This is a genomic window from Streptomyces sp. NPDC058773, from assembly GCF_042746015.1.
GTDB lineage: Bacteria > Actinomycetota > Actinomycetes > Streptomycetales > Streptomycetaceae > Streptomyces.
In genome coordinates this window covers 20,385-42,903 of the sequence record NZ_JBHYPE010000036.1, presented here as the reverse complement: position 1 = coordinate 42,903, position 22,519 = coordinate 20,385, and the positions used below count along the sequence as shown (strand labels likewise).

The window sequence follows — 22,519 nt, the reverse complement described above, 5'->3', positions numbered from 1 at the left end:
GGCTGGCGAAGGCGTTGTTCGTGTGGCCGTGGGTGGCGTTGTGGCGGTTTGTGCTGGCGCCGTTGGGCCGGGGGACGGTCGCGGTGGTGGCGTGGTTGGTGCGGTATCTGGTGGTGGTGCCGGCGCAGTGGCTGTACGCCGTGGTGCTGACGCCGGTCGGCCGCGGTATCGCCTGGCTGCTGCGGGGGCTGGGTGTGGGGTTGTCGTGGCTGGCGAAGGCGTTGTTCGTGTGGCCGTGGGTGGCGTTGTGGCGGTTTGTGCTGGCGCCGTTGGGCCGGGGGACGGTCGCGGTGGTGGCGTGGCTGGTGCGGTATCTGGTGGTGGTGCCCGCCCGGTGGCTGTACTCGGCGGTGCTGGCGCCGCTCGGGCGGGGAATCGCCTGGCTTGTGCGCGGGCTCGGCACGGTGCTCGCCGCCCTCGTCCGGTGGACCGTGGTCGTTCCGCTGACCGCCCTGTGGCGGTATGTGCTGCGGCCCGTCGGGCGGGCGCTGGTCACCGTGGTGACGGTGCTCGTCCGCGAGGTCGCGGCGGCGTTCGGGCACTGCTGGCGGGTGGCCGGGATGATCTCCCGGGCCGTCGGCCGGTTCCTCGGCGCGGTGCTGCGGTGGGTCTTCGTCAAGCCGGTGCGCTGGGTGTACCGCACCGTCCTCACCCCGCTCGGCCACGGCATCCGGGACGGCATCTGGCGCCCGGTCCGGCAGGCGCTGCGCACCGCCCGCGAGACCGTGCGGCAGACCCGCAGGGAACTGCGGCGGGCCCTGTTCGGCGCACCCCGCGAGCCGGCGCGCGCCGCCGCCGCTGCGCCCCGGCGGGAACCGGGGGCGTCCGGGGCACGTACTCTTGGGAGCAGTACGACCGCACTCACGAAGGACTGAGCGACACTGGGCAAGCGACAGCCCGAAGGCCCGCCGCCCGCACCGGCGGTGCAGCGCATCCGACTGCGCTACACCAAGCGCGGCCGCCTCCGGTTCACCAGCCACCGCGACTTCCAGCGCGCTTTCGAGCGGGCGCTGCGCCGCGCCGAGGTCCCCATGGCCTATTCGGCGGGCTTCACCCCGCACCCCAAGGTGTCGTACGCCAACGCCGCCCCGACCGGTACGGGAAGCGAGGCCGAGTATCTGGAGATCCAGCTCGCCGAGCGCCGCGATCCGGACAAGCTGCGCGAACTCCTCGACGAGTCGCTGCCGGACGGCCTCGATGTGATCGACGCCGTCGAGTCCCGCACCAGCGGTCTGGCCGACCGTCTGGAGGCCTCGGTGTGGGAGATCCGGCTGGACGGGGTCGAGCCGGCGGCAGCCGGGCACGCCGTCGAGGCGTTCCTCGCCGCGGAAGAGGTGCAGGTCGAGCGCCGGACAAAAAATGGCATGCGGACCTTTGACGCGCGGGCCGCAGTGGCGCGTCTGGAGGCCGCCGGCCGCGAGGGCGATAGGCCCGACGGCAATGCCTGTGCGATACTGCGGCTGGTTGTTCGGCATTTGACACCTGCCGTTCGACCCGACGACGTCCTGTCCGGCCTCCGAGCTACGGCCGACCTGGCGCCGCCGGTCCCCGCTGCGGTGACCAGGCTGGCGCAGGGGCTGCTCGATGAGGAGACCGGCGCGGTGACTGACCCGCTGGCGCCCGACCGCGACGCTGCCACGGCCGCCCCATCCACGGCCGCCGGGCTGAGTGCCGCGAAGGTGACCAGTGGGGCCTCCCCGGCAGCCGGGGACGGCACTGCGTAGGACCGCCGTCGTCGCGTCGCCGATCAACCAGGGAGCCACCCCGGTCCGGCAGACGCACTGACCAGGAGACTTTCGCCGGTCTCGCCCCACGCGGGCCGGCGAGCGAGACGACAGCTCCCGTGCGGCGCCCGCGCCCCGGACAGCGGGACCGCGCTCATCACGCGGACCGCGACCGGAACCAGGCGCGGCGCCCGGGAGCGTGACGGGAGAACCGCCCGCATGCTCGAGCCCATTGAGCCCACCCGATCCGCGCCTGCCACGGATCGCGGTGCCGACGACAACCACTCACCCAGTGACACGCTGCCCCCGCGCCGCCGGCGCCGGGCGGCATCCCGGCCGGCCGGTCCGCCGGCGGCCGGCACCGCCGAAGCCGCGGTGGTGAGCACCGGGACCGACGCCGCGCCCGCGGCCGATCCGGCCCTCGACGAGGAGACCACCGCCTCCGCGGTGACCACCGGCGACGAGGCCAAGCCCGCCCGCACCCGCCGCCGCGCGACCCGCCGGGTCACCTCCCCGAGCGGTGCCCCGCAGCCGGGTGCCGCTGAGCCGGCCGCCGAGCCCGAGGCCGCCGAGGCCCCGGCCGTCGCCGAACCGGCCGCTGCCGAGGCGCCTGCCGAGGAGCCGCAGGCCGAGGAGGCCGCACCCCGCCGAACCCGCCGCCGGGCCACCCGCAAGGTGACCGCGCCGGCCGGTTCCCCGCAGCCCGAGGCCGCCCCGGAGCCGGTGGCCGCCGAGGCGCCCGCGCCCGCCGCGCAGCCCGTCGAGGCCGCCGTCGAGACGCCCGCCGAGGAGCCGCAGGCCGAGGAAGCCGCACCGCGACGTACCCGTCGCCGGGCCACCCGCAAGGCCACGGCTCCGGCCGGTGCCCCCCAGGTGAGCGCCGCCGACGAGACCGCCACGACGGACGAGAGCGCCGCGCCCGCCGAGGCCGCCGCCCCCGCCGCCGAGGAAGCGGCCCCCGCGGCTCCCGTTCCCGTCGAGGACGCCAAGCCCGCCCGGACGCGCCGCCGCGCGACCCGTAAGGCCACCGCCCCCGCGGGGCCGCCGCAGGCCACCGAGGAGGCCGAGGAGACCGCAGCGGCGGAGACCGAGGAGGCCCCGGCCGCCGCCGAGACCGCCGAGGCGCCCCGCCGCCGGTCGCGCCGCCGTGGCGAGCGCCCCGCGGAGCCGGCCGCCGAGGCCCCCTCCGCCGAGGAGGAGCCCGCGGCGGAGGAGCCGCAGCGCGGCCGCCGCCGTGCGCAGCGCCCCCCGACCGCCGTTTTCCAGGCGCCGGTCTTCACCGAGCCGATGTTCCAGACGCCGGAGAGCGTGGCCGCCGCACACGCCGCGGCCCGCGAGGAGGAGCCCGCCGCCGAGCCGGCCGTGGAGGAGCAGCCCGCCGCGGGCGCGCGCCGCCGTCGCCGTCGCGGTGCCCCGGCCGAGCCCGAGCAGGTGTCCGCGGCCCCGGCCGAGGAGCCGGCCGCCGAGGAAGCCGCCGCAGTGGCCGAGCCGGAGACCGAGCCGGAGACCGAGCCGGCCGAGAGCGGTCAGGAGGACGAGTCCGCCGACCGCCCCTCGCGCCGCCGTCGCCGTGGGGGCCGTCGCCGTCGTCGCGGTGAGGCCGCCGAGGGCGCCGACGAGCAGACCGCCGAGGACCGCGAGGCCCCCGAGGCCGAGGCCGAGGAGGCCGAGGAACCGGCCGCCGGGCAGCCGGAGCAGCAGGAGGACGCCGAGGAGGCGTCGGCCGGCGGCTCCAGCAGCAGCCGCCGTCGCCGTCGCCGCCGCCGTCGTACCGGTGAGGCCGCCGAGCCCGAGACCGCCGGTACCGACGACCCGGAGCGCACGGTCGTCAAGGTCCGCGAGCCGCGGAAGAAGGACGAGAGCACCAGCGCCGACGAGGTGCAGTCGATCAAGGGGTCGACGCGCCTGGAGGCCAAGAAGCAGCGCCGCCGCGAGGGCCGCGAGCAGGGCCGCCGCCGGGTGCCGATCATCACCGAGGCGGAGTTCCTCGCCCGCCGCGAGGCCGTCGAGCGGGTGATGGTCGTCCGCCAGAGCGGCGAGCGCACCCAGATCGGCGTCCTTGAGGACGACGTGCTCGTGGAGCACTTCGTCAACAAGGAGCAGGCGACCTCGTACGTCGGCAACGTCTACCTCGGCAAGGTGCAGAACGTCCTGCCGTCGATGGAGGCCGCGTTCGTCGACATCGGCAAGGGCCGCAACGCCGTGCTGTACGCCGGCGAGGTCAACTTCGAGGCGCTGGGCATGGCCAACGGCCCGCGCCGGATCGAGACCGCGCTGAAGTCCGGCCAGTCCGTGCTGGTGCAGGTCACCAAGGACCCGATCGGCCACAAGGGCGCCCGGCTCACCAGCCAGGTCTCGCTCCCCGGCCGCTACCTGGTCTACGTGCCCGAGGGTTCGATGACCGGCATCAGCCGCAAGCTGCCCGACACCGAGCGGGCGCGGCTGAAGCAGATCCTCAAGAAGATCGTCCCCGAGGACGCGGGCGTCATCGTGCGCACCGCCGCGGAGGGCGCGAGCGAGGACGAGCTGGCGCGCGACGTCCAGCGGCTGCAGGCGCAGTGGGAGGAGATCCAGAAGAAGGCCAAGGCCTCCTCGACCAGCTCCCCCTCGCTGCTCTACGGCGAGCCGGACATGACCGTCCGGGTCGTCCGCGACATCTTCAACGAGGACTTCTCCAAGGTCATCGTCAGCGGTGACGACGCCTGGCAGACCATCCACGGCTATGTCGGGCACGTCGCCCCGGACCTCGTCGACCGGCTCCAGAAGTGGACCTCGGACGTCGATGTCTTCGCGACGTACCGCATCGACGAGCAGCTGATGAAGGCGCTGGACCGCAAGGTCTGGCTGCCCAGCGGCGGTTCGCTGGTGATCGACCGGACCGAGGCGATGGTCGTGGTCGACGTCAACACCGGCAAGTTCACCGGCCAGGGCGGCAACCTGGAGGAGACGGTCACCAGGAACAACCTGGAGGCGGCCGAGGAGATCGTGCGCCAGCTGCGGCTGCGCGACCTCGGCGGCATCATCGTGATCGACTTCATCGACATGGTGCTGGAGTCCAACCGGGACCTGGTGCTGCGGCGCCTGCTGGAGTGCCTGGGCCGGGACCGTACGAAGCACCAGGTCGCCGAGGTGACCTCGCTCGGCCTGGTCCAGATGACCCGTAAGCGGGTCGGTCAGGGCCTGCTGGAGTCCTTCTCCGAGTCCTGTGTCCACTGCAACGGCCGTGGCGTCATCGTCCACATGGACCAGCCGACGACCGCCGGCGGCGGTGGCAAGCGCAAGAAGAAGGGCAAGGCCGTGCAGGCCGAGCCGCATGTCCACGAGGTCGAGGCGGCCGAGCCGACGCCGGACGGCGGCGCCCCGGAGCTGGAGCCCGTCGCCGTGACGGAGGCCGAGCTGCAGCCCGCGGTGGCCGAGGCCGACGAGTGGTTCAGCAGCCCGGCCGAGGCCGAGGCGGCCGCCGGACGGGGCCGTGGCCGCCGCCGGGTGAGCCGTAAGGTGTCCGCCCCGGCGGGCGCCCCCAAGGCGACCGCGGAGGCCACCGAGATCGTCGTGCCGGCCGAGCCGGTGGCGGCACCCGAGCCGGAGCCCGCTCCGGAGCCGGTCGCCGAGGCGCCGGCCGCGGAGCCCGCGCCGGCCCGTCCGCGCCGCCGGGTGACCCGTAAGGTGGCCGCCCCGGAGGTCTCCGACGACTCCGCCGGCACCGTCGTGATCACCGCCCCGGCGGCGGAGCCGGCCACCGAGCCGGCACCGGGCGAGGCCGCGGAGCCCGTCGAGGGCGCTGCGGCCGGGGCGGAGCCCGCGGCCAAGAAGACCGCGAAGAAGGCGGCTCCGAAGAAGACGACGAAGGCCGCGGCCAAGAAGACCACGGCGAAGAAGACCACGGCCAAGAAGGCGGCGGCGAAGAAGACCGCCACCGCCAAGAAGGCCACGGCGAAGAAGACCACCGCGAAGAAGACGACGAAGAAGGCGGCGGCCAAGAAGACCGCCGCCGCCGAGCAGCCCGCCGTGGCGTCGGTGTCCGCCTCCGCGGAGGACTGAGCGGTACGGCCGTGCCCCGGGCCCAGGTGGCCCGGGGCCGGTTTGACCCCCTGGTCGAGGCCCCGTAACCTTGACCGTCGGTGTCTGTGACACCAAACCCCTGAGCACACACCTCTCGGTCCGCCGAGGGAGGCCGCTCGTCCACTCGGATTCCATGGGCCCTATCCCGAGCCCGTGTGAGCGGCTGGCATCAGAGGATCCGTTTCCAGCGAAAGAGAGTTCCGCGTGTACGCGATCGTGCGCACCGGCGGGCGCCAGCAGAAGGTTGCTGTTGGCGACGTCATCGAGGTTGACCGCATTTCCACCAGCAAGGTCGGCGACACCGTCGAGCTCTCGACGCTGCTGGTCGTCGACGGCGACTCGGTCACCAGCGACCCGTGGGTCCTGGCCGGCGTGAAGGTCCAGGGCGAGGTCGTGGACCACCACAAGGGCGACAAGATCCGGATTCAGAAGTACAAGAACAAGACCGGTTACAAGAAGCGGATCGGCCACCGCCAGCTCCACACGGCGCTGAAGATCACCGGCATCGACGCTCCGGCGAAGTAAGGGACTGAGGAGACATGGCACACAAGAAGGGCGCATCGTCCACTCGGAACGGTCGCGATTCCAATGCTCAGCGGCTCGGCGTGAAGCGCTTCGGCGGTCAGGCCGTCCTCGCCGGTGAGATCCTGGTCCGCCAGCGTGGCACCCACTTCCACCCGGGCACGGGCGTCGGCCGCGGCGGCGACGACACCCTGTTCGCCCTTGCTGCCGGTGCGGTGCAGTTCGGCACCCACCGTGGCCGCAAGGTCGTGAACATCGTCCCGGTCGCCGAGTAATTCCGGCCCGGACGTAGTTCCACGCACCGCAGCATTCCGAGGGCGGACCGCCTTTTCCCGTGAGAACGGGAAGGCCGGTCCGCCCTTGGCGCGTTGATACAGAGACACCGCAGTACGAGAGACATCCGCGGTACCGGAGACATCCGCGCGGTACCGCAACACCCGCAGTTATCTGGAGGCACCCCCACCATGACCACCTTCGTGGACCGCGTCGAGCTGCACGTCGCCGCGGGTAACGGAGGCCACGGCTGTGCCTCCGTTCACCGTGAGAAGTTCAAGCCGCTCGGCGGCCCGGACGGCGGCAACGGCGGCCGTGGCGGCGATGTGATCCTGGTCGTCGACCCGGACGTCACCACCCTCCTCGACTACCACCACCACCCGCACCGCAAGGCCACCAACGGCCAGCCCGGCGCCGGTGACAACCGCGAGGGCAAGAACGGCAAGGACCTGGTCCTGCCGGTGCCGGACGGCACGGTCGTGTTCGACACGAACGGCGAGGTCCTCGCCGACCTGGTCGGCCGCGGCACCACCTTCATCGCCGGCCAGGGCGGCCGGGGCGGCCTCGGCAACGCCGCGCTCGCCTCCGCCCGCCGCAAGGCCCCCGGTTTCGCGCTGCTCGGCGAGCCCGGCGAGGCCCGCGACATCGTGCTGGAGCTGAAGACCGTCGCCGATGTGGCGCTGGTCGGCTACCCGAGCGCCGGCAAGTCCTCGCTGATCTCGGTGCTCTCCGCCGCCAAGCCGAAGATCGCCGACTACCCCTTCACGACGCTGGTGCCCAACCTCGGTGTGGTGACGGCCGGTTCGACGGTCTACACCATCGCCGACGTGCCGGGTCTGATCCCGGGCGCCAGCCAGGGCAAGGGCCTGGGCCTGGAGTTCCTGCGCCATGTCGAGCGCTGCGAGGTCCTGGTGCACGTCCTCGACACCGCGACCCTGGAGTCGCACCGCGACCCGGTCTCCGACCTGGACGTCATCGAGGAGGAACTGTCCCAGTACGGCGGCCTGGAGAACCGGCCGCGGGTGGTCGTCCTCAACAAGGTCGACATCCCCGACGGCCAGGACCTCGCCGAGATGATCCGCCCCGACCTGGAGGAGCGCGGCTACCGCGTCTTCGAGGTCTCGGCCGTCGCCCACCAGGGCCTCAAGGAGCTGTCCTTCGCCCTCGCCGACATCGTCGCGAAGGCCCGTGCCGCCAAGCCGGTCCAGGAGGCCACCCGGATCGTGATCCGGCCGCAGGCCGTGGACGACACCGGCTTCACGGTCACGGAGGAGGGCGAGCACTTCTACCGTGTCCGTGGCGAGAAGCCCGAACGCTGGGTGCGCCAGACCGACTTCAACAACGACGAGGCCGTCGGCTATCTGGCCGACCGGCTCAACCGCCTCGGCGTCGAGGACGCGCTCCTCAAGGCGGGCGCCCGCGCCATGGACGGCGTCGCGATCGGCCCCGAGGACAACGCGGTCGTCTTCGACTGGGAGCCGACCATGGCGGCCGGTGCGGAGATGCTGGGCCGGCGTGGTGAGGACCACCGTCTGGAGGCGCCCCGGCCGGCCGCGCAGCGCCGCAGGGACCGCGACGCGGAGCGGGACGAGGCCGCCGAGGAGTACGAGCGCTTCCGGCCCTTCTAGGAGGACCGCGCCGGCGGCCCGTCAACGGCGGGCCGCCGGACGGCAAACACGGAAAGCACGGAATACGGGGAAGGCCCCGGGAGGAGATCCTCCCGGGGCCTTCCCCGTATGCGGTTCCGCGCCGAGGCCGTGGACGGCCCGCTGCGGGGTCAGACGCCGGCGGTGGCGTCCGTGGTGCCGTTGGCCGGGTCCTCGGCCGTCTCGGCGGGGTCCACGTCCTCCTGCGAGCGCTGCCCGGGGATACCGGCCAGCCGGTTCTCCATCCGGATGCGCCGCTCGTCGGCCTTGGTGCCCAGGGCCAGCGCGGCCTGGTTGAAACGGACCGACGACGGCGGGTCCGACGGGCCCAGCAGATGCTCCTTCAGCTCGGCCCGCTCGCCGGCCAGGGTGTCCAGCTCCGGCTTGCGGACCGCGTCGAGCAGACCCGCCACCTGCGCCGCGTCCGGCGTGAGGATCGTCGCCGCCCGTACGGTCGGGAAGTTCACCCGGAAGTCGTCCTCGGTCATTCCCGAGGTGTTGGCGACCGCGTACGGCTTCTCGCTCGTCAGGTAGTCGGAGACCACGCTGGAGACATCGCTGATCAGCACGTCCGCCTGGTTGAAGCAGCTGAAGATGCCGGGGCGGGCGGTGGTGACGATGCGGTGCTCCCACTCGGGGAAGGACTTCCAGTACGCCTCTTCCCAGGCGGTGACGGCCGACGCGACGGCGGCGGCGCGGCCCTCCTCCGGGGTGCCCTGGAGCCGCATCCGCTCCAGCTCGTCCGCGCTCTTGCGGAACGCGGAGGTGGTCAGCGCGTTCAGCTCGTCGCTGCGGCGGGTGAGTTCGGCGGCGGCCTCCGGGCCGGGCTGCTCGCCGCTGCGCCGGGCGTTCGCCTCCGTGATCATGGCCTGGATGCGGGTGTTGGCGGCGCCAGCGCGCGGGTCCACGGAACCGGTCATCGGGTGCGGCTTGTACAGCAGCCGCACGTTCTCGTCGGCGAGCAGCTCGCGGACGATGTTCTCGCCGGCCAGGATCACCGAGGTGTTGCCGGGGTTGCCGTCCCAGCCCTCCCAGGTCGGGGCGTACAGCACGGTCGTCAGCCGGCCGGCCGGGGCGCCGGAGTACGGGCGGATCGGCGCCAGTTGGGGGCGGCCGACCTCGATGACGTCCTTGTCCTCGACGCCGATGTCGGCGAGCTGGTAGCGGTCACGGGCCGCCGGGCCCGCCACCCAGACCTCGTCGTACGCCTTCGCGTACGGGTTGCAGGAGGACAGCTTGTCGCTCTCGCCGTGGTTGATGAAGGCGTGCTTGATGGACGGGATGCGCAGGATCTGCGAGGTCTTGCCGGAGTTCGCCGGGTGCAGCAGGACCTTGAGCGCGGAGTGCTCCAGGCGCATCAGGTTGGCGACCTTGGGGATGCAGACGATCGGGATGTCGGTCGCCTCGATCTTCTGCACCATGAAGCGCTCACGCAGCACGATGATCGGGTTGCCGTCCAGGTCGGCGAGGGTGCTCAGCCACATGTTGGCCTGGTAGGCGGAGGAGGCGCCGCCGGAGAAGTACATGCCGACCGTCGGCCGGTACTCCGTCAGCCAGTTGTCCAGCCACTCCAGCGCCTGCTTCTCACCGGCCACCCGCTTCTTGGGCAGCAGCCAGGTGCCCAGGTAGAGGGTGCCGCCGGCGGACAGGGCCAGGGAGACGGCGAGGCCGATGCCGCCCCAGAACGCGTCGGTGGTGATCGCGGTGAGCATCATGCCGGTGGTGGTCGGCACCGAGAAGCGCAGCAGGCGGCGGCCCGTCTGGCGGGAGAGGATGCGCGGCGGGGCGTCGCACAGCCGCAGCGCGCTCGCGTCGATGTTGCGGGTCACGAACGGCAGGCTGCGGGTCCGGCGGACCAGCACCGCGACCGCCTGGCACACGAAGTGGGTGCCGTAGAAGAGGAGCAGCGTGATGGTGAGCGGCGCCTGCTCCTCGAGTGGGTTGATGCCGTCGATGTGCAGCAGGCCGACCAGTATCAGCATGTCGCGCAGCAACTGGCGCACCGTGACATCGAACCGGATCCGGCCGAGCACCGCGAGCAGGCCGGGCTGCTTGTGCTGGAGGACCAGGTCGAGACCCAGGTTGACCACGGAGGCGGCGATGAACAGCGGGATGACGGGCAGCAGCGCACCGAGGAGCTGCGCGGTGAAGGCGACCATCATCGCGAAGAGGGCCGTGAGCTGTACGGCTCGACGGGGGACGATTCCGGCGGAAGGCACGGGGGAGGGCTCCTGGCAGCACGAAAGGTCAAGGGGAGGCCGAGGGGGGCGGCCGGGTCCCGCGCTGCGACGCCGCCGGAGCGGCGAAACGGGACCGATGGACACCCGACCGTATGACCTTGTTGGCCCTGGTGACAATCTGCTGTGGCTCTCATCACCGCGAAAGCGGATCAATCGAACGCAACCCGCCGGCCCGGGCTTCCCTCTTAAGGAAAACCTCGTGGGTATGCGGCCAACGGGAGACGTGGCCGTGCGCGCCTCCTTATTGTGCGCGACGTTTCGCGTGCCCGTGACCGGCCGGCCGGGTCTCACGGGGCGTCCGCCAGGCGATATCACGAAGCGCCCGTGGCCCGTACTGCCGTAGATTGCGCCCGTAGGGCCGTGGTGCGGGGCGCAGTGCACCCGTACGGCGGTGGGATCGGCAGAGCACAGGGGTAACGCAGGTGGCAGGCGCAAGGCAGGACGTGAAGGACGCCCGCCGGATCGTGGTGAAGGTCGGCTCTTCCTCGCTGACCACGGCCGCGGGGGGACTGGACGCGGACCGGGTCGACGCCCTGGTGAATGTGCTGGCCAAGCACGAGGACAAGGAGATCGTGCTGGTCTCCTCCGGTGCCATCGCGGCCGGTCTGGCGCCCCTGGGGCTCGCCAAGCGGCCCCGCGACCTGGCCCGGCAGCAGGCCGCCGCCAGCGTCGGCCAGGGGCTGCTGGTCGCCCGCTACACCGCCTCCTTCGCCCGCTACGGCCGCCGCGTCGGCCAGGTGCTGCTGACCACCGACGACACCAGCCGCCGGGCCCACTACCGCAACGCCTACCGGACCCTCGACCAGCTGCTGGCCATGGGTGCCGTCCCGATCGTGAACGAGAACGACACCGTCGCCACCGACGAGATCCGGTTCGGCGACAACGACCGGCTGGCGGCCCTGGTCGCCCATCTCGTCCGCGCCGATCTGCTGATCCTGCTGTCGGACGTCGACGGCCTCTACGACGGCGATCCGGCCACTCCGGGCACCTCCCGGATAGCCGAGGTCCAGGGGCCCGAGGATCTGGAGGGCATCTCCATCGGCAGCGCGGGCAAGGCCGGTGTCGGCACCGGCGGAATGGTCACCAAGGTCGAGGCGGCCCGGATCGCGGCCGCGGCCGGTATCCCGGTCGTCCTGACCTCCGCCGTGCACGCCGCGGAGGCGCTGGCCGGCGGTTCGACCGGCACCCACTTCCTGCGCACCGGCCGCCGCTCCGCCGACCGGCTGCTGTGGCTCGCGCACGCCTCCACACCGCGCGGGGCGCTCGTCCTGGACGACGGGGCGGTGCGGGCCGTCGTCGAGCGCCGCTCCTCGCTGCTGCCCGCCGGCATCGCCGCCGTCGAGGGCGAATTCACCGCCGGCGACCCGGTCGAGCTGCGGGACGGCGACGGCCGGGCGGTCGCCCGCGGCCTCGTCAATTTCGATGCCCGGGAAATCCCCCGTTTGATCGGCCGTTCGACCCGCGATCTCGCCCGTGAGCTGGGCCCCGCCTATGAGCGGGAGGTCGTGCACCGCGACGACCTGGTGCTGCTGCACCACTGAGCACCGTCCGCCGCCCGACGTCCTCCGGCGGCCGAAAACCGCCCCGTCGGCGGGGTGCGCAGACCGGCCTTTCCATGGAGACCTTGGTGAAAACGCCCCCGCGACGGGCCGCGGGCTGGTCAACTTTGTTGCGGGGCGCCGAAGGGGAGCGGCGTCCGCAGCGCAGCACGCGCACCCGCCGATGTACGACGGCTCCGCACCCCCGCGGGCGGAGCGATTCTCATCACAGGAGGCCGCCGGTGAGGCGAGGGCGACCGGGGTCACCGCCCCGAGGGACGGCGGAGCGCACCCTGACCAGCGTCGGAACCGGCGAGGACAGCGGCCGGCCGGACGAACCGGACACGGAGCGTGACGGTGCGGCGCAGCCCGCACCGGAGGCCGGACGCCGGGAGCTGTCCCGCCTGTGGCACATCACCCTGAGCGTCTCGGGCGCCGAGGCCCCGCTGACGGAGGTCCGGCGGGCGCTGGAGCAGCTCGCCCACGACCACCCGTTCCTGCTGACCAGCCGCTACGCCAACGACCACGCCGAGATCCGCTACTGGGAGGAGGCGCGGGACCTGCACGACGCCGCGGCCGTCGCCCTGCGCCTGTGGGGCGAGCACCGCTCGACGGCCAAGCTGCCGCCCTGGGAGATCGTCGGCCTGGAGGTCATCGACCGCGAGACCTACCACCAGCGCCTCGCGGAGGGGTACGGGCCGCCGCCGGCCTCCCCGGTCGGCGTCCACCCGTTCTGACCAGCGACCGTTCGCGTCCCGCGCTGTGAGATACGGCGTGGCCACCGCCCGCCACCCGGCTAGGCTGCGGCCATGACCAGCAGCGCACCGCACTCCTCGCCCGTCCTCGAGACCGCCCGCCGCGCGCGGGAGGCAGCCGCCGTCCTGGCGCCACTGCCGCGTACGGCCCGTGACGCGGCGCTGCTCGCCATCGCCGACGCCCTGGTGGAGCGGACCGACACGATCGTCACCGCCAACGCCCGGGACATCGCCAAGGCGCGGGAGGCCGGCACCGCCGAGTCGATCGTGGACCGGCTCACCCTCACCCCCGAGCGGATCGCGGCCATCGCCGCCGACGTCCGCCAGGTCGTGGCGCTGCCCGACCCGGTGGGCGAGGTGGTGCGCGGCTCGACCCTGCCCAACGGTCTCGACCTGCGGCAGGTCCGGGTCCCGCTCGGCGTGATCGGGATCATCTACGAGGCCCGGCCCAATGTGACGGTGGACGCCGCGGCCCTGTGCCTGAAGTCGGGCAACGCCGTGCTGCTGCGTGGCTCGTCCTCCGCGTACGCCTCCAACAGCGCCCTGGTGGAGGTGCTGCGCGACGCCGTGCAGAGCGCCGGACTGCCCGCCGACGCGGTGCAGCTGGTGCCCGGTGAGAGCCGGGACTCGGTGCGCGAGCTGATGCGCGCCCGCGGCCTGGTCGATGTGCTGATCCCGCGCGGCGGCGCGTCCCTGATCCGGACGGTCGTCGAGGAGTCCACGGTCCCGGTGATCGAGACCGGCACCGGCAACTGCCACGTCTACGTCGACGAGGCCGCCGACCTCGACATGGCGATCGACATCCTGGTCAACTCCAAGGCCCAGCGGCCCAGCGTCTGCAACGCCGCCGAGACGGTGCTGGTGCACGCCGGGATCGCCGAGAAGTTCCTGCCGCGTGCCCTGGAGGCGCTGACCCAGGCCGGTGTCATCGTGCACGGCGATGCCGCCTGGCAGCAGGCGGGCCCCGGGCTGGTGGCCCCCGCCACCGACGAGGACTGGGCGACGGAGTACCTCTCGTACGACATCGCGGCCGCCGTGGTGCCCGACCTGGACGCGGCGGTGGCGCACATCCGGCGCTGGACCTCCGGTCACACCGAGGCGATCGTGACCACCTCGCAGGCCGCCGCCCGCCGATTCACCCAGTTGGTCGACTCCACCACCGTCGCTGTGAATGCCTCGACCCGGTTCACCGACGGCGGCGAGTTCGGCTTCGGTGCGGAGATCGGTATCTCGACGCAGAAGCTGCACGCCCGCGGCCCCATGGGACTGCCGGAACTGACCTCCACGAAGTACATCGTCACGGGCGACGGCCACACCCGCTGAACGTCCCCCGGATTCCCCGTTCTCCCTGCCCAAAATGGTGGGCCGGGGCTAACCTGGACGGGTGCCGGACGACGTGGGGGGCAAGCCGTTCCCGGACGGTGAAGAGCCCGACGAGCACCACCACGGGAGCCACGGAAGGGCGGACGAAGAATTCGCCTCCGTGGTTTTCGACGAGGAATTCGTCCGGGCCGCCCCCGTTCACGAGCCCTCGGCGGTCGAGCGGATGCTGGCCGCCGCCGAGGCACGCGCCGAGGCCGAGGCGGCCCGCTCCGGACCCGGTTTCGGCGCCGAGGGCGACGAACTGGACGGGCTCGGCCCCCGCGGCCGTCGCCACGGCCGCGAGCCCGACGACTACGACGGCTACGCCGATTACGGAGAGTACGACGACGGGGAGTACGGCGACTATCCGCCGCATGACCCGTATGGCCCCTACGGTGGAGCGCTGCGTCCGTACCGCAGCAGCACCCGCTGGCACCGGCCGGTCGCCTGGGTGCTGGCCGTGGTGATGGGCATCGGGCTGGTCGCGCTGGCCTTCAGCGCCGTCTACCGCGGCTCTGCCGGGCGGACCCAGAATCCGTCCCCGGCACCCACCTCCAGCGGCGTGGACGCCCCGGCCACGGGCGGCACGGACGGCGGCGTCGGCACGGTCCGCCCGGGCCTGCCGTCGGCGCCGTCCGCCGAGGCTCCGCGGCCCTCGTTCTCGGCGGTCCCCAGGCCGCACTGACGGCGTGGCACACTTCCCGCAAATCGGGCGCCTGAAACCGCATTGTCCGGCGAAGTTGCCCGGCGTCCCGGCGTTTACGTTCGCCCCGGCAGACCTACTCTTGTTGTATGACCGGGCCTGGTGACCCTCCGGAAGGGACGCCCAACGGCGCCCCGGGAGGCGGTGAGGACGAATACCGATCCGTCGTCTTCGACGAATCGTTTGTTCGGGCTGCGCGGCTGCAGGAGTTCTCCGCGGACGAGCGGCTCGGCGAGCACCACTCGCCGGCCGTCAAGACCCGGCACGCCTGGCGGCGGCTGGGCGGCTCCCGGCAGGCGATCCTGCTGGTGCTGCTGATCGTGCTCGCCTTCGGCACCGCCGTCTACATGGGCGTACGGCACCCGTACAAGACCCCCGAGACGGTCCGGCCGCAGTTGCTGCGCTCCGCGGTGGTGCCGCTGGCACCGTCCGGGAAGGTTCCCGGCGCGACGCCCGAGGACCTCTTCGCGCACAGCCCCGCGGCGAATTACCGGATCGGCGCCGCGGGCGTCAATCTGCCCGCCGTCTCCCGCACCGAGCACTTCTCCGACGGCCAGATCGTCTCCGCGCTGACCATCGCGAAGGACTACCTCGTCCGCTCTTCGCTGGACCCGGACACCCTCACCGGCGGCTCCGTACGGCCGGTGCGGCTGCTGCTCGACACCCGCCAACTCGACCAGTTCGACCGGAGCCTGGCGCGCCCCGACGACAACGGCCACCACGCCGCGACCGGGTGGCTGGTCCGCTTCGACCCACAGCAGACCCGGCTCGCCGACCGGGAGGTACGGGTCAACGGCACGCTGTCCGCCTCGGAGTTGAGCCCGGACGCCCTCGACGTGACCGCCGACTACACCTTCGTCTACGCCGTGCGGCCCGCGCCGGGCGCACCGCACGCCGCCGGCCAGGACACCGGCAAGCCCACGCCGGGCGCCGCCTCGCTGGTCACCGTCCGCCGTGAGATGCACTTCCGGCTGACCCGCGACAACCTCAGCGACCACCGTCTGGAGGTGCTGCAGAGCAGCCTGCAGGCGGGGCCGCTGGCCTGCTCCTCGAAGCCGGCCGACGCGCTGCGCCCGCTGTTCGCGGGACAGCACGCCGGCAACGACCGGCCTTCGGGTACGGACCCCTACGCCCGGGACCGCGTCAACCCCTCCCTCTGCGGAGAGCTGGCGCCCGCCGCCCAGCCGAAGCCGAGCCATCCGATGCGCTGAGCCGCCGGGCCCGCCCATGCGCCGGGCCTCCGAGGAGCCGGGGCGGGCTAGGAGTCCGCTCCGCCGCTCCCATTGGCGCCGCCCGAACCGTCGGGCCGCGGTCCGCCACGGAAGACCGTGTCGCGCAGCTTGCCGCCCAAGTCGCCCGCGCCGCCCGCGATATCGCGCACCAGGCCCATCAGCGGGTCCTTGCTGTTGCGCATCGAGTCGGCGTAGTGGGCGGCGGAGTCGCGGAACGAGTCGGAGACCGAGGTGTCCTTGTCCTCGTCCCGGCGCGGGTAGTGGCCGTCCATGATCCGCTGGTAGTCGCGGCCGGCCGCCCACTTCTTGAGTTCGGCCGCCCGCACGGTGGTGAACGGGTGGCTGCGCGGCAGCAGGTTGAGGATCTTCAGCACGGAGTCGCGCAGATCGCCGCCGGACTCGTACTCGTCCGCCTGCTTCAGGAAGGCGTCGACATTCATCTCGTGGAGGTGATTGCCGCCGGCCAGCTTCATCAGACCGCGCATCGAGGCCTGCAGATCCTGGCCGACCAGCAGCCCGGCGCGGTCCGCCGACAGCTCCGACTTGCGGAACCACTCGCGCAGCGCCGTCACGATCGCCATGATCGCGACATTGCCCAGGGGGATCCACGCGACCTTCATCGCCAGATTCGTCAGGAACAGCAGGATCGTGCGGTAGACGGCGTGACCGGACAGCGCGTGGCCGACCTCGTGGCCGATGACCGCCCGCATCTCCTCCTCGTCCAGCAGCTCGACCAGACCGGTCGTCACCACGATGATCGGCTCGTCCAGACCGATGCACATGGCGTTGGGCTGCGGGTCCTGATTCACGTACATCGGCGGGACCTTCTCCAGGTCCAGGATGTAGCAGGCGTCCCGCAGCATGTCGTTGAGGTGCGCGAACTGCTGGTCGCCCACCCGCACCGAGTCCGACAGGAACAGCAGCCGCAGGCTGCGCTCCGGCAGCAGGCCGCTGAGCGTCTTGAAGACGGTGTCGAACCCGCTCAGCTTGCGCAGCGCCACCAGCGCCGAGCGGTCCGCCGGGTGCTCGTACGCCCGCGACGAGATGCCGGGGAATCGCCGCCGGTCCCGGCTCGGTACGTTCGCGCTGCCGCCTGGGCTCTCCGTCATTGGGGCCTCCCCCTCTTCGACTGCGTGTGTTCAGACTAGAGGACGCCACCGACAGGCGAATGGATGCTCGGGCGTACGCTGGCGATCGCACCAATACCCGCCCAGGCCCGTACACATGGCGCACGGGCCGCATCAGTAGGGAGCGCATCGTCATGCCGTATCCGAGCGTGCTGCTCGCCGCAGCCCAGGAGACCGCCAGGGACGGCGGACCCGGATGGATCCTGCGCGCGGTGATCATCGGCGGGGTCGTGGGCGCCGCCCTGCTCGCCTGGTTCCTGCTGCGCGGCTACGGCCAGGACTGACCTCCCGCAGGCCGCCGCCGGCCTCCCGGGGGGCGTCCGGGCGGAGTCGCCGTGGGCCCGCGGCGGACGGCCGCATACGATGTGGTGGAAGTCTCCTGCCCGACCCCAAGCCCGGATTGGTCCTGCCGACGATGAGCCTGCACACCACCGCACAGTCCCTGGCCACCCTCGCCGCCGAACCCGGACACGAGGGCGGTCACGCCAGCCTCAGCCCCTTCGTGACCGGCGGCGGCGCCCTGTTTGTCCTGCTCCTCCTGCTCTGGATCACCACCCGCTTCAACCGGGACCGCTGAGGCACCTGGCACCCGGCACCCGGCATCGCGCGCCGCCCAGTAGGGTCTGCACGCATGGGAGAGCACACAGGGCCCGTGAAGCGGCGACTCGGAGTGATGGGCGGGACGTTCGACCCGATCCACCACGGTCACCTGGTCGCCGCCAGCGAGGTGGCCAGCCAGTTCCACCTCGACGAGGTCATCTTCGTGCCGACGGGACAGCCGTGGCAGAAGAGCCACAAGACGGTGTCCCCGGCCGAGGACCGGTATCTGATGACGGTCATCGCGACCGCGTCGAACCCGCAGTTCTCCGTCAGCCGCATCGACATCGACCGCGGCGGCAAGACGTACACGATAGACACGCTGCGTGATCTGCGGACGCAGCACCGTGACGCGGATCTGTTCTTCATCACCGGCGCCGACGCGCTCAGCCAGATCCTCACCTGGCACGATGCCGCGGAGCTGGTCTCGCTCGCCCACTTCATCGGGGTGACCAGGCCCGGACACGTCCTCGCGGACCCCGGGCTGCCCGAGGGGGCGGTGTCCCTGGTCGAGGTACCGGCGCTGGCCATCTCCTCGACCGACTGCCGGGCGCGCGTCGCCCAGGGGGATCCGGTCTGGTACCTCGTGCCGGACGGTGTGGTGCGCTACATCGACAAAAAACAGCTGTACCGCAACGACCGCTGACGGGGCTGACGGAAAGGGGCACCGGTGAGCGACCGACAGGATCCGTACGGGCCGCAGGACCCGTACGCCCACGACCCGTATGCCCAGGAGCGGCACGGGCAGCCGGGCTACACCTACGACGCCTACGGGCAGCCGGTGTACCACGACGCCGCCCAGCCGGCGTACGACCAGCACTACGACGCGTACGGGCAGCAGGCCGCGGCGTCGGCCTATGACGGCTACGACCCCTACGGCGGCCATCAGACCGGCCGGGCCGCGCAGGACTACCAGGGCGGCCGGCAGTCCTACCAGGCGCAGCCGGAGTACGGCTGCGACGCCTACGGGCAGCAGCAGGCGCAGGCCCGGACCGGCTATCCCCAGCAGTACGACCCGTACGGCCCCGCGCAGCAGGAGCCCCCGCACCAGCAGGAGTGGATCCCGCAGCAGGCCCAGCAGTCCCCGTACGAGCAGCCCTCCTACGGGGAGCAGCCCCGCTACGAGGAGCCCGCCCCGCAGCGCCGGGACGGCGCGCCCCGGCCGCCGGCGCAGCGCGGCGCGCCGGCCGGTGACACCGGCGGGCCGGAGGCCGCGGGCGGTTCCGGCGGGCCCGATGGCGGCCCCGACTACCGCACCGAGCAGTTCGACTTCATCGAGGAGCCGGACGAGGACTCCGAAGACGTCATCGACTGGCTGAAGTTCACCGAGAGCCGCACCGAGCGGCGCGAGGAGGCCAAGCGGCGCGGCCGCAGCCGGATCGTCGCGCTGTCCGTGGTGCTGGCCCTGCTGGCGGCCGGCGGTGTCGGCTATCTGTGGTGGGCGGGCAAGCTGCCGGGCATGGCTGGGCCGGGCGCCGACGCGGCGGCCGCGGGCGCCGGACAGAAGCGCGATGTCCTCGTCGTCCATCTGCGGGACACCAAGACGGGGAACAGCTCGACGGCGCTGCTGGTGGACAACGAGACCACCCACAAGGGCACCACCGTCCTCCTGCCCAACAGCCTCCTCGTCTCCAAGGACGACGGCTCCACCACGACGCTCGGCAAGTCCGTCAAGGACGAGGGCACCGAGCCGACCCGGGACTCCCTCAACAGCCTCCTCGGCGCCGACCTCAAGGCCAGCTGGCGGCTGGACACCCCGTACCTGGAGAACCTCGTCGAGACGGTCGGGGGGATCACGCTCGACACCGACGCCACGGTCCCCGGCGCCAAGAAGGGCGCCTCCCCGGTCGTCAAGCAGGGCACCGCCCAGGACCTCAGCGGCCAGGCCGCCGTCGCCTACGCCACCTACCTGGGGCCGGGCGAGCCGCAGACCAGGCAGCTGCAGCGGTTCGGCCAGGTCATGCAGGCGACCCTGAAGAAGGTCTCCAGCGACGCCGACGGCGCCACCACCACCGTGAAGACGCTGCTCCAGGTGCTCGACCCACCGCTCACCGAGGCCCAGCTGGGCAGCTCGCTGGCGCAGCGCGCGGAGCTGGCGAAGACCGGCGCCTACCGGACCACCCTGCTGCCCGTGCAGGCGAACGGGACGCTCAGCCGGACGACCTCGGCACGTGTGGTCAAGGACGTGCTCGGCGGCACGGTCAAGAAGACCGCCCCCGACGCGACCGCCCGGGTCGCGGTCCGTAACGCCACCGGAAACCGGGCCGCCTCCGGCAAGGCGCAGGTGGCGCTGCTCAATGGCGGCTACAGCTTCGTCGACGGCGGCATCGCCGGTGCGGCCACCGCCTCCCGGATCACCTACGCGGACGCCGCCCAGAAGACCAAGGCCGTGGAGGTCGCCAAGACACTGGGGCTGCCGGGCACCGCGGTCCGGCAGGGCAAGGGCGCCTCGAACGCCGACATCACCGTGCTGCTGGGGCGGGACTACCAGGGCTGACGGGCCGGGCGCGGCCGGCCGGGCCGATGGCGGCCGGCCGGTCCCGGCGGCCCGGCCCCGGCGCTGACCGGCCCGGACGCCGGGTCCGGCCGGTGGGTTCGAAAACACAGCCGGGAGTGTCGGCGGTCCGTGAGACCCTTGAGGGGTACCTGACCGCCGATCCGGTTGCCCATGGGGACTCCGCGGCGCGCGCCGCGGTTCCGCAGCGAGCGAGCGCCCCTGCCCGGCCGGAGAGGCTGCCCTCGAACCGGAAAGCCGCTTGTGACCGCCACGGACCGCTCCATCGAGCTCATCAACGCCGCCGCCCAGGCCGCTGCCGACAAGCTCGCGCACGACATCATCGCGTACGACGTCAGTGACGTCCTCTCGATCACCGACGCCTTCCTGCTGGCCTCGGCGCCCAGCGACCGCCAGGTCAAGTCGATCGTCGACGAGATCGAGGAACGCCTCAACAAGGACCTCGGCGCCAAGCCGGTCCGCCGCGAGGGCGACCGCGAGGCCCGCTGGGTGCTGCTCGACTACGTCGACATCGTGGTGCACATCCAGCACAGCGAGGAGCGCGTCTTCTACGCGCTCGAGCGCCTGTGGAAGGACTGCCCCGAGATCGACCTCCCCGAGGAGGCCAAGGCCACCCGGGGCAAGGCCGCGGCGCACGCCGACGCCACGGCCGGCGATCAGGACGGTGAGCTGCTCTGAACGCCACCAGGAGCGGCCAGGGTCGCCGCATCGTCCTCTGGCGCCACGGCCAGACCGCCTGGAATCTGGAGCGCCGCTTCCAGGGCTCCACGGACATCGAGCTGACCGAGGCGGGCGTCGCCCAGGCGCGGCGCGCCGCCCGGCTGCTCGCCGCCCTGGGACCGGACGCCATCGTCGCCTCCGACCTGCAGCGGGCCGCGGCGACGGCGGGCGAGCTGGCCGCGCTGACCCGGCTCGAGGTGACGCATGACGCGGCCCTGCGGGAGACCTACGCGGGCTCCTGGCAAGGGCTGACGCACGACGAGATCCTGGCGCGGTACGGGGAGCAGTACACCGCCTGGAAGCGCGGGGAGCCGGTGCGCCGCGGCGGCGGCGAGCTGGAGACCGAGGTCGCCGACCGGGCCGCCCCCGTCGTCCTCAACCACGCCGACAAGCTCCCCGAGAACGGCACCCTGGTCGTGGTCAGCCACGGCGGCACGATCCGCACCACCATCGGGCGGCTGCTCGGTCTGGAGGCCCACCACTGGGAGGGCCTGGGTGGTTTGTCGAACTGCTGCTGGTCCGTGCTGGGCGAGGGCGCGCGCGGCTGGCGCCTGATGGAGCACAACGCCGGCACCCTGCCGGAGCCGGTGCTCGGCGACGACGACTGAGCCCGCCCGAGCGGTCCGGCCCCCGGATTTCACATCTGGGCAGGTCGCAGGCTAAAGTTCTTCTTGTTCGCGGCGCCGCCGGGGGAAACCCGGGGGAGCGGAACAAGACCCGGGGCTATAGCTCAGTTGGTAGAGCGCCTGCATGGCATGCAGGAGGTCAGGAGTTCAATTCTCCTTAGCTCCACAACCCGGATGATCCCGTCTCCTGATGGAGGCGGGATCTTCTCGTTGTACGGACCGCTGTGCCGGGGCGTGCGCTCTCCTGGTGGGGCGCCCTCGGCCGCCGTCGCCGGGGGCGCCGCGCAAGGCGCTGTCGTCGGCCAGGGTGGCGCGAAAGGCGGGCCTGTGCGGGCCCCCGGTCCGTGGCAGAATCGGACGGCGCCGGCAGGGGAGGAGAGATCGCGATGCCCACGAGCATCCTCGAGGAGGTCAATGACCTGCTCGAAGTGGCCGAGGCGCAGGGCCATGACTGGCTGCCGGAATACGCGCTCCGCTTCACCTGCCCCGTTGGCGGCCCCGTCTCCGTGTGCAGCAGTGGCGTCACCGCCCTGCAGTGCCCCTCGTGCGGCTCCTCCCATGTCGCACAGGTGCTGGGTGACAACGGGGGCGTTTCCTTCGTTTGTACGGCCTGCGGCCACAGTTGGAGCTGATGGATGGGCGCCCACAGCAGGAAATGTGACTGGTGCGGCAGTGGTACGCCGATCGTCCGGGACATGGAACCCGTCAACACGGACTACCAGTACTGGTGCGAGGAATGCGCCCGCGCCCTCGTCATAAAAGGCGACCCCATCGAGACCTACCGGGAACTCGACGGGGAGCCGATCTACGGGCGACTGCTGGACGAGCACTGCACGCTGAAGCGCTTCTACTCGTTCGTCACGGCCTGACCGGCCCA

At 72.4% G+C, this 22,519-nt stretch carries 21 protein-coding genes and 1 tRNA gene; 20 read left to right on the top strand and 2 right to left on the bottom strand.

Annotated features, from left to right (window positions below; all coding sequences use genetic code 11):
* The 6 genes from ACFW5B_RS26500 to obgE all read left to right on the top strand — a co-directional run.
* A partial coding sequence (locus ACFW5B_RS26500) for a hypothetical protein (RefSeq protein ID WP_386444444.1) occupies positions 1–875 on the top strand: 875 nt, incomplete at its 5' end.
* Positions 876–923: 48 nt separating this feature from the next.
* Positions 924–1,724 carry a TIGR03936 family radical SAM-associated protein gene (locus ACFW5B_RS26495; protein WP_386444441.1) on the top strand — a complete coding sequence of 267 codons (801 nt, stop codon included), beginning with the start codon at positions 924–926 and terminating at the stop codon, positions 1,722–1,724.
* A gap of 219 nt (positions 1,725–1,943) precedes the next feature.
* Complete coding sequence (locus tag ACFW5B_RS26490) at positions 1,944–5,765, top strand: ribonuclease E/G (protein ID WP_386444439.1); 3,822 nt, start codon at positions 1,944–1,946, stop codon at positions 5,763–5,765.
* A gap of 225 nt (positions 5,766–5,990) precedes the next feature.
* Complete coding sequence (rplU, locus tag ACFW5B_RS26485) at positions 5,991–6,311, top strand: 50S ribosomal protein L21 (protein ID WP_006605648.1); 321 nt, start codon at positions 5,991–5,993, stop codon at positions 6,309–6,311.
* A gap of 14 nt (positions 6,312–6,325) precedes the next feature.
* Complete coding sequence (rpmA, locus tag ACFW5B_RS26480) at positions 6,326–6,583, top strand: 50S ribosomal protein L27 (protein WP_018088248.1); 258 nt, start codon at positions 6,326–6,328, stop codon at positions 6,581–6,583.
* A gap of 189 nt (positions 6,584–6,772) precedes the next feature.
* Positions 6,773–8,209, top strand: a complete 1,437-nt coding sequence (gene obgE, locus ACFW5B_RS26475) for a GTPase ObgE (protein WP_386444434.1) — start codon at positions 6,773–6,775, stop codon at positions 8,207–8,209.
* A 149-nt stretch (positions 8,210–8,358) separates the two neighbouring features.
* Here obgE and ACFW5B_RS26470 read toward each other — a convergent pair whose 3' ends face one another.
* The gene (locus ACFW5B_RS26470) at positions 8,359–10,446 is read right to left on the bottom strand and encodes a hypothetical protein (RefSeq protein ID WP_386444431.1); all 2,088 of its coding nucleotides are present in this window, start codon (positions 10,444–10,446) and stop codon (positions 8,359–8,361) included.
* A gap of 464 nt (positions 10,447–10,910) precedes the next feature.
* Between ACFW5B_RS26470 and proB the strand changes: the two genes are divergently transcribed.
* From proB to ACFW5B_RS26445, 5 genes are all read left to right on the top strand, one after another.
* Positions 10,911–12,008 carry a glutamate 5-kinase gene (proB, locus tag ACFW5B_RS26465; protein WP_386444516.1) on the top strand — a complete coding sequence of 366 codons (1,098 nt, stop codon included), beginning with the start codon at positions 10,911–10,913 and terminating at the stop codon, positions 12,006–12,008.
* Between the two features lie 239 nt (positions 12,009–12,247).
* Positions 12,248–12,742 carry a hypothetical protein gene (locus ACFW5B_RS26460; RefSeq protein WP_386444428.1) on the top strand — a complete coding sequence of 165 codons (495 nt, stop codon included), beginning with the start codon at positions 12,248–12,250 and terminating at the stop codon, positions 12,740–12,742.
* A gap of 72 nt (positions 12,743–12,814) precedes the next feature.
* A complete protein-coding gene (locus ACFW5B_RS26455; RefSeq protein WP_386444425.1) occupies positions 12,815–14,083 on the top strand; it encodes a glutamate-5-semialdehyde dehydrogenase in 1,269 nt (422 codons plus the stop codon).
* 61 nt (positions 14,084–14,144) lie between these two features.
* Positions 14,145–14,807 (top strand): hypothetical protein, encoded by a 663-nt coding sequence (locus tag ACFW5B_RS26450; protein ID WP_386444422.1) that lies wholly within the window; start codon positions 14,145–14,147, stop codon positions 14,805–14,807.
* 107 nt (positions 14,808–14,914) lie between these two features.
* Positions 14,915–16,036: a hypothetical protein gene (locus ACFW5B_RS26445; protein WP_386444419.1), complete on the top strand. Its 1,122-nt coding sequence runs from the start codon at positions 14,915–14,917 to the stop codon at positions 16,034–16,036.
* Between the two features lie 47 nt (positions 16,037–16,083).
* On the opposite strand, the gene ACFW5B_RS26440 is transcribed toward ACFW5B_RS26445, so the two are convergent.
* Positions 16,084–17,166, bottom strand: coding sequence for a M48 family metallopeptidase (locus tag ACFW5B_RS26440; protein WP_386444416.1), 1,083 nt, complete (start codon positions 17,164–17,166; stop codon positions 16,084–16,086).
* A gap of 152 nt (positions 17,167–17,318) precedes the next feature.
* On the opposite strand from ACFW5B_RS26440, the gene ACFW5B_RS26435 reads away from it, so the two are divergent.
* The 9 genes from ACFW5B_RS26435 (at position 17,319) to ACFW5B_RS26395 (ending at position 22,511) form a co-directional block, all read left to right on the top strand.
* On the top strand, positions 17,319–17,468 hold the full coding sequence (locus ACFW5B_RS26435; protein ID WP_386444413.1) for a hypothetical protein: 150 nt from the start codon (positions 17,319–17,321) through the stop codon (positions 17,466–17,468).
* A gap of 131 nt (positions 17,469–17,599) precedes the next feature.
* The gene (locus ACFW5B_RS26430; protein ID WP_085925667.1) at positions 17,600–17,761 is read left to right on the top strand and encodes a hypothetical protein; all 162 of its coding nucleotides are present in this window, start codon (positions 17,600–17,602) and stop codon (positions 17,759–17,761) included.
* Positions 17,762–17,815: 54 nt separating this feature from the next.
* Entirely contained in the window at positions 17,816–18,427 is a 612-nt protein-coding gene (nadD, locus tag ACFW5B_RS26425; protein WP_386444410.1) for a nicotinate-nucleotide adenylyltransferase, read from the top strand.
* Positions 18,428–18,451: 24 nt separating this feature from the next.
* Positions 18,452–20,278 (top strand): LytR C-terminal domain-containing protein, encoded by a 1,827-nt coding sequence (locus ACFW5B_RS26420; RefSeq protein WP_386444407.1) that lies wholly within the window; start codon positions 18,452–18,454, stop codon positions 20,276–20,278.
* A gap of 261 nt (positions 20,279–20,539) precedes the next feature.
* On the top strand, positions 20,540–20,974 hold the full coding sequence (rsfS, locus tag ACFW5B_RS26415) for a ribosome silencing factor (protein ID WP_386444404.1): 435 nt from the start codon (positions 20,540–20,542) through the stop codon (positions 20,972–20,974).
* The gene (locus ACFW5B_RS26410; protein WP_386444513.1) at positions 20,971–21,624 is read left to right on the top strand and encodes a histidine phosphatase family protein; all 654 of its coding nucleotides are present in this window, start codon (positions 20,971–20,973) and stop codon (positions 21,622–21,624) included. Before rsfS ends, ACFW5B_RS26410 begins: the two co-directional genes overlap by 4 nt.
* A 111-nt stretch (positions 21,625–21,735) precedes the next feature.
* Positions 21,736–21,808: transfer RNA gene (locus ACFW5B_RS26405), tRNA-Ala, on the top strand.
* Between the two features lie 220 nt (positions 21,809–22,028).
* The gene (locus ACFW5B_RS26400; protein ID WP_386444401.1) at positions 22,029–22,274 is read left to right on the top strand and encodes a hypothetical protein; all 246 of its coding nucleotides are present in this window, start codon (positions 22,029–22,031) and stop codon (positions 22,272–22,274) included.
* A gap of 3 nt (positions 22,275–22,277) precedes the next feature.
* Positions 22,278–22,511 (top strand): hypothetical protein, encoded by a 234-nt coding sequence (locus ACFW5B_RS26395; RefSeq protein WP_386444398.1) that lies wholly within the window; start codon positions 22,278–22,280, stop codon positions 22,509–22,511.
* The last annotated feature ends 8 nt before the right edge of the window (positions 22,512–22,519 follow it).

Excerpts from the sequence above, each read along its gene's own strand:
- ACFW5B_RS26435 (WP_386444413.1), top strand. The coding sequence starts at position 17,319 with ATGCCGTATCCGAGCGTGCTGCTCGCCGCAGCCCAGGAGACCGCCAGG.
- ACFW5B_RS26455 (WP_386444425.1), top strand. The coding sequence starts at position 12,815 with ATGACCAGCAGCGCACCGCACTCCTCGCCCGTCCTCGAGACCGCCCGC.
- nadD (WP_386444410.1), top strand. The coding sequence starts at position 17,816 with ATGGGAGAGCACACAGGGCCCGTGAAGCGGCGACTCGGAGTGATGGGC.
- ACFW5B_RS26490 (WP_386444439.1), top strand. The coding sequence starts at position 1,944 with ATGCTCGAGCCCATTGAGCCCACCCGATCCGCGCCTGCCACGGATCGC.
- rpmA (WP_018088248.1), top strand. The coding sequence starts at position 6,326 with ATGGCACACAAGAAGGGCGCATCGTCCACTCGGAACGGTCGCGATTCC.
- ACFW5B_RS26430 (WP_085925667.1), top strand. The coding sequence starts at position 17,600 with ATGAGCCTGCACACCACCGCACAGTCCCTGGCCACCCTCGCCGCCGAA.
- obgE (WP_386444434.1), top strand. The coding sequence starts at position 6,773 with ATGACCACCTTCGTGGACCGCGTCGAGCTGCACGTCGCCGCGGGTAAC.
- ACFW5B_RS26400 (WP_386444401.1), top strand. The coding sequence starts at position 22,029 with ATGCCCACGAGCATCCTCGAGGAGGTCAATGACCTGCTCGAAGTGGCC.
- ACFW5B_RS26395 (WP_386444398.1), top strand. The coding sequence starts at position 22,278 with ATGGGCGCCCACAGCAGGAAATGTGACTGGTGCGGCAGTGGTACGCCG.
- ACFW5B_RS26440 (WP_386444416.1), bottom strand. The coding sequence starts at position 17,166 with ATGACGGAGAGCCCAGGCGGCAGCGCGAACGTACCGAGCCGGGACCGG.
- ACFW5B_RS26445 (WP_386444419.1), top strand. The coding sequence starts at position 14,915 with ATGACCGGGCCTGGTGACCCTCCGGAAGGGACGCCCAACGGCGCCCCG.